Consider the following 12,363-nt stretch of genomic DNA (forward strand, 5'->3'; position numbering starts at 1 on the left):
AATGCCGACTGCAACGCCGGGGACCGATCGATGACGGCCGTCAGCGGTTCACCGCTGGTGGTCCACTCCGCCGTATTCCCGTGCTCCTGGGCAAGTCCGACCGGGACCGCGCATTTGCCAAGGGATTCCTGCAGGATCGCCTTGCCGAGGTCGTTGAGTTCGGCGTCCAACACCGGGCGAGTTTCCGGGTAGTCGGCGGCAATGCCGTTGAGTATCCAGGCGATCGACGGTGCGAAATCGGCGCGGCCGTCGTTGTATCCGATGAAGTATTCATCGTCCACCACCGGCCCACCGACATAGGCGCCGCGCACGTTCAGATCGGGGGCGTAGCTCGATTGCAGCTCGGCCGCTCCGGCGGAGGCCATACCGCCCTGCGAATACCCGTAGAGAATGACCGGCGTGCCGGGGTTGAGGCCGGAGCCGGGCAATTGCAGCGCGGCGCGCGCGGAGTCCAATACCGCGTAGGCCTGCGCTTTCCGGTTCAGATAGTCGTGCACATCGGGCGTGCCGAGGCCGTGATAGTCGGTCACCACTACCGCGATACCACGGTTGAGCAGCGAACGGATTGCCACCAAATCGTATTCGAAGATTATGTCCAATGGAGAAGGCTGGGCCTGAACGATCTGCGTCATCAACTGCGACGGCGCGCATTGATCGCCCTGGCCCTTGGTACCGCCCGCGTACGCGACCAGCGGCCGCTCGCCCGGGCCGGTCCACGGCACGCTCGGCTGCAGATATGTGCCCACAACCGCCGTTCGCGCATCGTGGGTATCACTGCTGACGTACATGAGCCGCGTCGCCGCTGCGGGAACCAATCCCGGCTGCCCGGGCGCCGACATTGCCACCGCCGCTGGTTCGGCGCGAACGATGGTGCCCGGCCCGTCCGGAAGCGATGGCGGCGGAAGGTAGAAATCGCCCGCCGCGACCGGCTGCTCCCCGGCCGGTTGCGTCCATGCATGTGGAGCAGTGACAGTCCCGCCGCCGACCACAATGAGGGTTCCAGTCAAAGCTGCGGCCAATCCAAATATTCGGCTGCGCACGATTTCTGATCCTTCCTGCGATTTTGGGAGTACCCATGGCATCTAGAATCGGATAGAGAGGTTATCTCCAGAAAGTTCGGTTTTCCGTGAATCCCGACCAGAAACGCCGATCCGCGATACCCTCGAATCCCGCAAACACCGAGGTCCACTTCGGCGTCGGCCCGAAACGACAGTGGCCCACCCCGACGAATCGGGATGGGCCACTGTGCTGTTCGCGCGTATTACGCGGTTTCGGTGATCGGCCGGTCGACCCAGCTCATCAGGCCGCGCAGCTTGGCGCCGGTGACCTCGATCGGGTGCTCGGCGTTGGCCTTGCGCAGCGCCTCGAGCTCCTTGTTGCCGCCCTCGACGTTGGCGACGAGGCGCTTGACGAAGGTGCCGTCCTGGATGTCGCGCAGGATGTCCTGCATGCGCTTTTTGGTGTCGGCGTCGATGACCCGCGGACCCGACAGGTAGCCACCGAATTCGGCGGTGTCGGAGACCGAGTAGTTCATGCGGGCGATGCCGCCCTCGTACATCAGGTCGACGATGAGCTTGAGCTCGTGCAGCACCTCGAAGTACGCCATCTCCGGCGCGTAGCCCGCCTCGACCATGACCTCGAAACCGGTCTTGACCAGCTCTTCGGTACCACCGCAGAGCACGGCCTGCTCACCGAACAGGTCGGTCTCGGTCTCTTCCTTGAAGGTGGTCTTGATGACGCCTGCGCGGGTGCCGCCGATGCCCTTGGCGTAGGACAGCGCCAGCGCCTGGCCCTCACCCTTCGGGTCCTGCTCGACCGCGATCAGGGCCGGAACACCCTTGCCGTCCACGAACTGGCGACGCACCAGGTGGCCCGGGCCCTTCGGCGCGACCATGCCGATGGTCACGTTGGCCGGGGGCTTGATCAGACCGAAGTGGATATTGAGGCCGTGGCCGAAGAACAGCGCGTCGCCGTCCTTCAGGTTGGGCTCGATGTCGTTGGTGAAGATCGACGCCTGGGCGGTGTCGGGGGCCAGCACCATGATCACGTCGGCCCACGCGGAAACCTCCGCCGGGGTGCCGACGGTCAGGCCCGCCTCTTCGGCCTTCGGCCGCGACTTCGAACCCTCAGCGAGGCCGACGCGGACCTCGACGCCGGAGTCGCGCAGGCTCAGCGAGTGCGCGTGGCCCTGGCTGCCGTAGCCGATGACAGCGACCTTGCGGCCCTGGATGATCGACAGGTCGGCGTCGTCGTCGTAGAACATCTCGACTGCCACTGTAGGTTCCCTTCTTGTTCTTCTTGTCGAAAGTTGTTTAGTTTCAAGCGGTTCAGCTGGCCAGCCCGCTTTCGGGCTGGCCCGAAGAACACAGCGCGGCCACCGCGGCGAGCGTCAGCGGGTCGCTGTGATCGACTTGGGGCCGCGACCCACCGCCACCACACCGGACTGCACGATCTCCCGGACGCCATACGGCTCGAGCATCCGCAGCAGCGCGTCGAGCTTGGACCGGGTTCCGGTCGCCTCGACGGTGAGCGCATCCGGCGAGACGTCGATCACCTTGGCCCGGAAGAGCGTAACCGCCTCGATGACCTGGGTCCGCACGCTGGCGTCCGCACGCACCTTCACCAGGATCAGTTCGCGGGCGACCGAGGTGTCGGCGTCCTGCTCCACGATCTTGATGACGTTGACCAGCTTGTTGAGCTGCTTGGTGACCTGCTCGAGCGGCAGATCCTCGACCGTGACGACGATGGTCATGCGCGAGATCTCCGGGATCTCGGTGCCGCCGACCGCCAGCGATTCGATATTGAAGCCGCGGCGGGAGAACAGCGCCGCGACCCGTGCCAGCACGCCCGGCTTATCCTCCACCAGCACGCTGAGGGTGTGAGTCGTACTCACTGTTCGGTCCCCTTGCTCTTGTCGTGCGACATCGCCTCGTGGATGACGGCGGGCTCGGCGGCCTGCTCGTCCTCGTCGAAGAGTGGGCGGATGCCGCGCGCGGCCATGATCTCGTCGTTGCTGGTGCCCGCGGCGACCATCGGCCACACCTGGGCGTCCTTGCCGACGATGAAGTCGATCACCACGGGACGGTCGTTGATGGACTGCGCCTCGCGGATCGCGGCCTCCACGTCTTCCTCGCGCTCGACCCGGATGCCGTGGCAGCCGAGGGCTTCGGCGAGTTTGACGAAATCGGGGATGCGCAGGGTGTGCGTGCCCAGATCGGTGTTGGAGTAGCGCTCCTCGTAGAACAGGGTCTGCCACTGGCGGACCATGCCGAGGTTGCCGTTGTTGATCAGCGCGACCTTGATCGGCACACCCTCGACGGCGCAGGTGGCCAACTCCTGGTTGGTCATCTGGAAGCAGCCGTCACCGTCGACCGCCCAGACCTCTTTGTCCGGCGCGCCCATCTTGGCGCCCATGGCGGCCGGGACGGCGTAGCCCATGGTGCCGAGACCACCGGAATTCAGCCAGGTGCGCGGCTTTTCGTACTTGATGAACTGCGCGGCCCACATCTGGTGCTGACCGACGCCCGCACAGTAGATGGCGTCGGGTCCGGCCAGGCGGCCCAGCGCATCGATGACGAATTCCGGCGACAGCGAGCCGTCACTCGGCGCAGTCCAGCCGAGCGGGTAACTCTTGCGGATGCCGTCGAGGTACTGCCACCAGTCGGTGAGGTTCAGTTTCGGCGCGCCGGAAGGGTCGGCCTTCAGTGTTTCGATCAGTTCGACGATCACCTCGCGGCAGTCGCCGACGATCGGGACATCGGCGTGCCGGTTCTTACCGATCTCGGCCGGGTCGATATCGGCGTGGATGATTTTCGCGTCGGGCGCGAAGGAGTCCAGTTGACCGGTGACGCGGTCGTCGAAACGCGCGCCGAGGGTGATCAGCAGATCGGACTTCTGCAGGGCGGCGACGGCGCCGACGGTGCCGTGCATGCCCGGCATGCCCATGTTGAGCTGGTGGCTGTCCGGGAACGCACCGCGCGCCATCAGGGTGGTGACCACCGGGATGCCGGTCAGTTCGGCCAGTTCCAGCAGCTGGGGCGAGGCGTCGGCCTTGATCACGCCGCCGCCGACGTAGAGCACCGGCTGCTTGGCTTCCAGGATCATCCGCGCGGCCTCGCGCACCTGCTTACCGTGCGGTTTGGTCACCGGACGGTAGCCGGGCAGCCGCATCTCCGGCGGCCAGGTGAAGGTGGTCTGCGCCTGCAGCACGTCCTTCGGGATGTCGACGAGCACCGCGCCCGGACGACCGGACGAGGCCAGGTAGAAGGCCTCCGCGATCATGCGCGGGATGTCGATGCCATCGGTGATGAGGAAGTTGTGCTTGGTGATCGGCATGGTGATGCCGGAGATATCGGCTTCCTGGAATGCGTCGGTGCCGATCAGGCCGCGCCCGACCTGGCCGGTGATGGCGACGATCGGCACCGAGTCCATCTGCGCGTCGGCGATCGGGGTGACCAGGTTGGTCGCGCCCGGACCGGAGGTGGCCATGCAGACGCCGACCTTGCCGGTGGCCTGCGCATAACCGGTGGCCGCGTGGCCCGCGCCCTGCTCGTGCCGGACGAGGACGTGACGGACCTTGGTGGAATCGAAGAGCGGGTCGTAGACCGGGAGAATCGCGCCACCGGGAATGCCGAATACCGTGTCGACGCCGAGCTCCTCGAGGGAGCGGACGACGGACTGCGCGCCGGTGACCCGCTCGGGCGGGACCTGGCGGCGGTTCGCCGCGTTCGTCGGACCGCCAGCGGGCGCGGCCTGCTGATTCGCCGAAGGCGCTGGTCTGCGGGCCGAGGGCCCGGGCCGTGCGGTTGGTGCACTCACCGTCTTCGTTCCTAACTGCTCGTACTAGACCCCGGACAACTGTGCTTGCACGTGGTGCCTTGCGAAGCGGCCACATGCCAGGACTTTTGTCCCGAACACAAAAAAGCCCCCGACAGCGCATGGCTGTTCGAGGGTGGCGCGTCGCAACGCGAGCTGACGTATTCGACTCAGGTAGTCAGGCTCAACGCTGGACGCGCCGGCCGATTACGAGCAACTCGTTTCGATTCACGCGCATGACGGTATGTGTGCGCGAGTCGATCAGTCAAACAGGTCTCATTATGTGAGACCGAGCGGGTGCTCGAGTCCGTTCACCATGATGCGAGGATGGTGGTGTGTCATCACCGCATCAGTCCGTGCCACCGGCTAAATCGTCCCACACGCCCGCGGCGGGATCGGAGACGGGTAGTTCGCCGGAACCCACCGAGCCGACGCAGACGGCGCAGGTCATCCGCATCACGCAGATGGCCCACCTCGGTGTGCTCGTACTGCTGTTCTGTGTCTTCTTCGCGTTCGTCGGCTGGCCGATCGGACTGTGGTGGCTGCTACTGCTCCCGGTCGCGGCGGCGGTGTGGATCGAACGCACGCGCACCACGGTGTCCGAGGAGGGGCTGGATCTGCGCACGGTTTTCGGTTCGCGGCACCTCGACTGGGCACAGGTCGCGGGGGTCGGCATTCCCAAGCGCGGGTTCGTGCGTGCCCATCTCACCGATGACACCGAGGTGAAGCTGCCCGCGGTCAGCTATGACCGGTTGCGTGATCTGATCCGCGCGTCCAACGGCCGGATTCCGGATCTGTTCGCGGCGGAGGCGGCGGCGCGGGAGGCGGAGTACGAGGCGCGCAAGAGCGAGGACGAGGCGAAGTCGACCAAGGCCAGGGTGGAAGCGACCGAAGCCGACGTCACGGCGGAAGCAACCGAGACCGAGGGCAAGGCGGAAGCGACCAAGACCGAAGCCGAGGTGGAAGCAGCCAAAGCCAAGGTGGAAGCAGCCAGCGCCGACGCCGAAGCACCTGCCACCAACACCGCGGCGCACGACTCCGACGCCGACGCGCACGACTCCGACGCGTAACGATCCACGCACGCCACCGACCCGTGCGACCCCGATCGACGCACGCGACCCCGACGAGTAGCGGTTCACCGGTGGTGGGGATAGTGACGCGCCACCGGTAGGCTCGCTGCCGGATGCGCGATCCGGTGATCGCGTCGGACGAACAATCCCCGCCCGCACGCACCGGACCAGTGGATACCGACGGTGCCGGAACCGACACGGCCGATGACACCGTCCGCGCTGACGACCACCCTCGCGGCGACACCATCCCGAACCACACACCGATGGCGATCAGTGCCGTCGACCGCCCCGAAATCCCCGCCGCGCGCAGGAGTAACGTGGTCGGTCGCTGAATTCGCTCACTGAGCGAACTCCGCGCAGTCGCACATCAGCCCCCGCGACCTCCCGAGGATTTACATGCCACCGCTTCGTTCACGGACAACCACCATCGGCCGCAATGCCGCGGGCGCGCGCGCACTCTGGCGCGCCACCGGTATGACCGACACCGACTTCGGTAAGCCGATCGTCGCCATCGCGAACTCCTACACGCAGTTCGTGCCGGGCCACGTGCATCTGAAGAATGTCGGTGAGATCGTCGCGGACGCGGTGCGCGCCGCGGGCGGTGTACCGCGGGAGTTCCACACCATCGCGGTCGACGACGGCATCGCGATGGGCCACGGCGGCATGCTCTACTCGCTGCCCTCGCGTGAAATCATCGCCGATTCGGTCGAATACATGGCGAACGCGCACACCGCCGACGCGCTGGTGTGCATCTCCAACTGCGACAAGATCACGCCCGGCATGCTCAATGCCGCTATGCGCCTGAACATCCCGGCCGTCTTCGTTTCCGGCGGGCCGATGGAGGCCGGTAAGGCCGTGGTCGTCGGCGGTGTCGCACAGGCGCCGACCGATCTGATCACCGCGATCGCGGCCAGCGCCAATATGAATGTCAGCGAGGAAGGCCTGTCCGAGGTCGAGCGCAGCGCGTGTCCGACCTGCGGCTCCTGCTCGGGCATGTTCACCGCGAATTCGATGAACTGCCTCACCGAGGCGCTCGGACTCGCCTTGCCCGGCAACGGATCCACGCTGGCCACCCATGCCGCCCGGCACGCGCTTTTCGAACGGGCGGGCACCGTGATCGTCGATATCGCGAATCGCTGGTACCGCGAGGACGACGCGTCGGTGCTGCCGCGGAATGTGGCCGATGCCAAGGCCTTCCGCAATGCGATGGCGCTGGACGTCGCGATGGGCGGTTCCACCAATACGGTGCTGCACACCCTGGCCGCCGCGCAGGAGGGCGAGATCGACTTCGATCTGTCGACCATCGAGGAGACCAGCCGCCGGGTGCCGACGCTGTCCAAGGTGTCCCCGAACTCGGACTACCACATGGAGGATGTGCACCGGGCCGGTGGCATTCCGGCCATCCTCGGCGAGCTGCGCCGGGCCGGACTGCTGGAGACCGACGTCACCACGGTGCACACCAAGAGCTTCGACGAATGGCTCGACACCTGGGATATCCGCTCCGGCAAGGCATCCGAGGAAGCCATCGAACTGTTCCACGCCGCGCCGGGCGGGGTGCGCACGACCGAGCCGTTCTCCACGAGCAACCGGTGGTCGTCGCTGGACACCGATGCCGCGGGCGGTTGCATCCGTGATCTCGAGCACGCCTACACCAAGGAGGGTGGCCTGGTCGTGCTGCGCGGGAATATCGCGCCCGACGGCGCGGTGCTCAAGACCGCCGGTATCGATGAGGAGCTGTTCACCTTCCAGGGTCCGGCCGTGGTGGTGGAGTCGCAGGAGGAGGCCGTTTCGGCGATCCTCGGCAAGAAGATCAAGCCGGGCGATGTGATCGTGGTCCGCTACGAGGGGCCTGCGGGCGGCCCCGGTATGCAGGAAATGCTGCATCCCACCGCATTCCTGAAGGGCGCCGGTCTCGGCAAAGAGTGCGCGCTGATCACCGATGGTCGCTTCTCCGGCGGCACCTCCGGTCTGTCGATCGGCCACATGTCGCCCGAGGCGGCCAGTGGCGGCGCCATCGGCCTGATCGAGAACGGCGACCAGATCCGCATCGACGTCACCACCCGCACCCTCGAGGTGCTCGTCGACGATGCCGTGCTGGCCGAACGCCGCGCGAAAATGGAAGCGTCCGAACGGCCTTGGCAGCCGGTCGATCGGGTGCGTCCGGTAACCACCGCGCTGCGCGCCTACGCCGCCCTGGCGACGTCCGCCGACAAGGGTGCCGTGCGGCGCGTGCCGTAACTAGACGGCGTCCCTCGTGCTTGCAGGAGGGACGCCGTTCGCATTCCATCCAACACGATTGCGTCCGACCACTGCTGGCTAGACGTTTCGCCGCAGGAGACACGCACTTGCGTCGACCTTGAACCGGCGCGTCGGTGCGCTGCGAGTGATATGGCTTACGTTCCGACAACATCGCCGTCGAACAGCGGCCCGGCTACGTGCACAGTCGGCGATCGCGGACACATGTGCTCGGCATACGCACTACGCGCCAGCAGATGACCTTGGTCGGTATCAGCGCTGAGACGCGGCATCCCTTGTGCCCCACCAGACATCTCCCAGAAGCGAAGGGCGCCCCTCGAAGACGAAGGGCGCCGGTGGAATTGGGCAGTTTTACTTGAACGGGCCGATCCCGGTCAGCGGGTTGCCGCCGTGGAGCCAGTACCAGGTGCCGATGGCGGCGGCCACGGCCAGGATGAGGACCACGAAGGAACCGTAGGCGGGGCGGGTGGCCCAGCCGCGGTTGCGGTCGAAAGACAGGCGGCCGGGTCCGGTCAGCAGCAGGACGACGGCGGCGCCCGCGAGGATGGATTCCAGTTCCACACCGCTCTTGACCGAGGACTTGTACTGGAAGCCGGGGATCATGCCCTGCTTCCACAGCCACGCGTCGATGATCACCGCGAGCACCGCACCCGCGGCGAGCGGAGTGGCCAGGCCGAGGACCAGTAATCCTCCGCCACCGACTTCACCGGCGATGACCAGGATGGTCGACAGGGTCGCGTGGTCCCAGCCGCCCGACGCCATCATGTCGCGGGTGTTGTCCAGCCCCTGGCCGTGGAACCAGGTGGTGAGCTTCTGCAGGCCGTGGTAGATGAAGGTGCCGCCGACGACGAGGCGCAGCACGAGCAGGCCGAGGTCGAGAGTGCCGCGGCGGGCGTCGCCATTGCGGCGGCGCAACGGGCGGCTCGGCTCACCACCGGATGGGCTCACGGCGGGCGGAATGCTGGCATAGGAATAGGACGCGGCTTCGTTCGCCCTGGTCTGTTCACCGACCGAGGGGATCTCCGGATCGAGGCCGAGTTCCTCCTCGGTGCGCGGCACATCCTTGGCCGAATCGGGGCTCAGCGATGGGATATCGGAGGGCAATCTGGGCAGCACGCCGGTGGGTGAATCGTAGGGACTGGTCACGCCACGACCGGTGGACGACACCGCCGACTGCTCATCCGTGGGCGACGCCGCGCCCTCGGTTTTGCGCGCGGATGTGTCTTTGGGCTCTTCGGTCACGGTCGATACCCTATGCGGCCTTGCGCCCGCGTGGGTGGTCTCGATGCGACGGCGTGTCCGTTTATCGACCCGGAGCAGCACATCGGCCGCGGTTTCCGTAACGTCTGAACCATGAGTTTGGTTGTCGCGGGGCGTATCGCCCTGAGCCTGGCGCTCGGCTCCGTCCTGCTGGTCGGCTGCGCCCGATTCGACGATTCCGCCTCCAGCCCGTTCACACCCGAACCGACCTTCAACCCCGCCGAACCCAAATCGCCGCAGCAGAGCCCCTCGCAGCGCCCGCGCCCGACCGGCCCGTGCATCGATCCGGATCCGAATGTGATCACAACCTGCCTGGATTCCACCGCGGGCATCATCTCGCTCGGCGAGGATGCGCTGGTCACCGAGCGACGCACCGGCCGCATCTATAAGACCGTCGCGGTGGATCCGAGCGATCCGCAGTCGCCGCCGATCCTGGTAGGCCAGGTGGATGTGGACGGCTCCGGCGACGGCGGCATCTCCGATATCGCCCTCTCGCCGACTTATCGCGAGGACGGACTCATCTATGCCTACATCACCACCGGATCCGATAACCGGGTGGTGCGCATCGCGGAGAACGGGCCGCCGAAGGCCATCCTCACCGGAATTCCGAAGGGGTCGGTCGGCAATCACGGTGCGCTGGAATTCATTTCGCCGACCGAACTGTTGGTGCTGACCGGCGATGCAGGCAATCCCGGTCTGGCAAGTGCGCCGTCGTCGCTGGCGGGCAAGGTGTTGCGGATCAATTCGCCGTCACCGGGAGCCAATGCGGAGGTCGTGGCGTCGGGCCTCGGCACGGCGGGCGATCTGTGCGACGACGGTAAGGACAGCGTCTGGATCACCGATCGCACCCCGACCGAGGATCGGCTGCAGCGCCTGGGCCGGGACGGATCGATCACCACCGCGTGGACTTGGCCGGATCGGCCCGGCGTTGGCGGCTGCGCGGCCGGACCCGATGTGGTGGCGATCGCGATGTCGGGAGCGAAGGCGATGGCGATCGCGAATCCGGATGCGAATACCCACGCGATCACCGCCGCGCCTACGTTCACCGTGCAGGACAAATACGGCAGGCTCGGCGGTGCGGCGGCCGGTGCGGACGGCACCATCTGGGCGACCACCGTCAACAATGACGATAATCACGGACCGTTCGACGATCGCGTGATCAAGATCCCGCCGCCGTCGCAGGGCACCGGGCCGGACTAACCGCGCCGACAGCAAAGTGGGCGGGTTCCTTGGGGACCCGCCCACTTCGGGCTCGTCGGGAAACCGCCGGTGCGGACCGAACTCAGGCGCAGGCCTCGAGCACGAGCTCACGCACGCGAGCCGCATCGGCTTGGCCGCGCGTCGCCTTCATGACGTCACCGACGATCTTGCCCGCGGCCTGCACCTTGCCCGAGCGGATCTTCTCGGCGATATCGGGATTGGCCTCGAGCGCCTTCTGCACCTCCGCCTGCAACGCGGTCTCGTCGCTGACCATGCCGAGACCTTTGGTCTCGACGATCTTCGCCGGATCACCCTCGCCCGCGAGCACGAAGTCGACGACCTGCTTGGCGACCTTGTTGTTCACCGTCTTCGATTCGACGAGCTTGATCACCTCGGCCACCTGGGCTGGCGTGATCGGCAGTTCCTCCAGGGAAACCTCGCGCTCCTTGGCCTTTTCGGTGAGGTATGCAACCCACCACGAGCGGGCCTCGTTGACCGGAGCGCCCGCATCGACGGTCGCGATGATGAGATCCAGCGCACCCGCGTTCACCAGGTCGCGCATGACCTCGGCGGACAGGCCCCAGTCGGACTGGATACGAGCGCGGCGCAGCCACGGGTACTCCGGGATGGTGGCGCGCAGCTGCTCTACCCAATCCTGCGCGGGCGCAACGGGTTCCAGGTCCGGCTCGGGGAAGTAGCGGTAGTCCTCGGCGGTCTCCTTGCGACGACCTGGCGAGGTGGTGCCGTCGCTCTCGTGGAAGTGCCTGGTCTCCTGCACGATCGAACCGCCGTCGGCGAGAATGGCGGCCTGGCGGCGCATTTCGAAGCGAACCGCGACCTCGACGCTCTTGAGCGAGTTGACGTTCTTGGTCTCGGTGCGGGTGCCGAATTCCGTCGCGCCGATGGACATCAGCGAAACGTTGGCATCGCAACGCAGCGAGCCCTGCTCCATTTTGACGTCGGAGACCTGCAGCGACTTCAGAACTTCACGCAGCGCGGTTACGTAGGCGCGCGCCACTTCCGGTGCCCGCTCCCCCGCGCCGGTGATCGGCTTGGTGACGATCTCGATGAGCGGCACACCCGCCCGGTTGTAGTCCAGCAGCGAGTGACTCGCGCCGTGGATGCGGCCGGTCGAGCCGCCGATGTGGGTGGACTTGCCGGTGTCCTCCTCCATATGCGCGCGCTCGATCTCGACACGGAAGGTACTGCCGTCGTCGAGAACCACGTCGAGGTGACCGTTGGTCGCGATCGGCTCGTCGTACTGGCTGATCTGGTAGTTCTTCGGCTGGTCCGGGTAGAAGTAGTTCTTGCGCGCGAACCGGCCCCACGGGGTGATCGCGCAATTCAGGGCCAGCCCGATCCGGATCGCCGACGCCACGGCCTGTTCGTTCACCACCGGCAGCGAGCCGGGCAGACCGAGGCACACCGGGCACACCTGGGTGTTCGGCTCCGCGCCGAACTCGGTCGGACAACCGCAGAACATCTTGGTCGCGGTGTTCAGCTCGACGTGAACCTCCATGCCGAGCACCGGCTCGAACCGGTCGATGACATCGGCATAGTCCATCAAGTCGACGGTGGGTGCACTCATAGCGATCAGTCTATTGACCCGCCCACCGCCCTCGCCAAGCGACCGCACCCGTCGACCGCCGTGTCTCGTCGGGGGCATCGGCTGGGCTGTCGCATAGCCGGAGCCGACCTCGCCAGCTGTGCGGCACGGGACCAGCTGTGCGCACGCGACCAGCAGGGCGGCACGCGACCAGCA

At 66.5% G+C, this 12,363-nt stretch carries 10 protein-coding genes; 4 read left to right on the forward strand and 6 right to left on the reverse strand.

Annotation, left to right across the window (positions count from 1 at the left end; translation table 11 throughout):
• The 4 genes from NP3_RS19020 to NP3_RS19035 form a co-directional block, all read right to left on the reverse strand.
• Nucleotides 1–1,007, reverse strand: a 1,007-nt coding sequence (locus NP3_RS19020) for an alpha/beta fold hydrolase (RefSeq protein WP_063042940.1), incomplete at its 3' end; no start/stop codon positions are given.
• A 254-nt stretch (nt 1,008–1,261) separates the two neighbouring features.
• A complete protein-coding gene (gene ilvC / locus NP3_RS19025; RefSeq protein WP_063042941.1) occupies nt 1,262–2,275 on the reverse strand; it encodes a ketol-acid reductoisomerase in 1,014 nt (337 codons plus the stop codon).
• A 114-nt stretch (nt 2,276–2,389) separates the two neighbouring features.
• A complete protein-coding gene (gene ilvN, locus NP3_RS19030) occupies nt 2,390–2,893 on the reverse strand; it encodes an acetolactate synthase small subunit (RefSeq protein WP_063042942.1) in 504 nt (167 codons plus the stop codon).
• Nucleotides 2,890–4,818 (reverse strand): acetolactate synthase large subunit, encoded by a 1,929-nt coding sequence (locus NP3_RS19035; RefSeq protein ID WP_063042943.1) that lies wholly within the window; start codon nt 4,816–4,818, stop codon nt 2,890–2,892. Before NP3_RS19035 ends, ilvN begins: the two co-directional genes overlap by 4 nt.
• Before the next feature lie 332 nt (nt 4,819–5,150).
• Between NP3_RS19035 and NP3_RS46825 the strand changes: the two genes are divergently transcribed.
• The 3 genes from NP3_RS46825 to ilvD all read left to right on the forward strand — a co-directional run bounded on the left by NP3_RS46825 (nt 5,151) and on the right by ilvD (nt 8,123).
• Nucleotides 5,151–5,885: a PH domain-containing protein gene (locus NP3_RS46825; protein ID WP_245721010.1), complete on the forward strand. Its 735-nt coding sequence runs from the start codon at nt 5,151–5,153 to the stop codon at nt 5,883–5,885.
• A gap of 113 nt (nt 5,886–5,998) precedes the next feature.
• Nucleotides 5,999–6,217 carry a hypothetical protein gene (locus NP3_RS19045; RefSeq protein ID WP_063042944.1) on the forward strand — a complete coding sequence of 73 codons (219 nt, stop codon included), beginning with the start codon at nt 5,999–6,001 and terminating at the stop codon, nt 6,215–6,217.
• A 64-nt stretch (nt 6,218–6,281) separates the two neighbouring features.
• Entirely contained in the window at nt 6,282–8,123 is a 1,842-nt protein-coding gene (gene ilvD / locus NP3_RS19050; protein ID WP_063042945.1) for a dihydroxy-acid dehydratase, read from the forward strand.
• Nucleotides 8,124–8,492: 369 nt separating this feature from the next.
• Here the strand turns inward: ilvD and NP3_RS19055 are convergent, their stop codons facing one another.
• Complete coding sequence (locus tag NP3_RS19055; protein WP_063042946.1) at nt 8,493–9,383, reverse strand: DoxX family protein; 891 nt, start codon at nt 9,381–9,383, stop codon at nt 8,493–8,495.
• A 111-nt stretch (nt 9,384–9,494) separates the two neighbouring features.
• Between NP3_RS19055 and NP3_RS19060 the strand changes: the two genes are divergently transcribed.
• On the forward strand, nt 9,495–10,601 hold the full coding sequence (locus NP3_RS19060) for a PQQ-dependent sugar dehydrogenase (protein WP_063042947.1): 1,107 nt from the start codon (nt 9,495–9,497) through the stop codon (nt 10,599–10,601).
• Nucleotides 10,602–10,683: 82 nt separating this feature from the next.
• Here the strand turns inward: NP3_RS19060 and gatB are convergent, their stop codons facing one another.
• Nucleotides 10,684–12,189, reverse strand: coding sequence for an Asp-tRNA(Asn)/Glu-tRNA(Gln) amidotransferase subunit GatB (gatB, locus tag NP3_RS19065; protein WP_063042948.1), 1,506 nt, complete (start codon nt 12,187–12,189; stop codon nt 10,684–10,686).
• Nucleotides 12,190–12,363: the final 174 nt, after the last annotated feature.

The sequence above is a fragment of the Nocardia pseudovaccinii NBRC 100343 genome (assembly GCF_001613225.1).
Classification (GTDB): domain Bacteria; phylum Actinomycetota; class Actinomycetes; order Mycobacteriales; family Mycobacteriaceae; genus Nocardia; species Nocardia pseudovaccinii.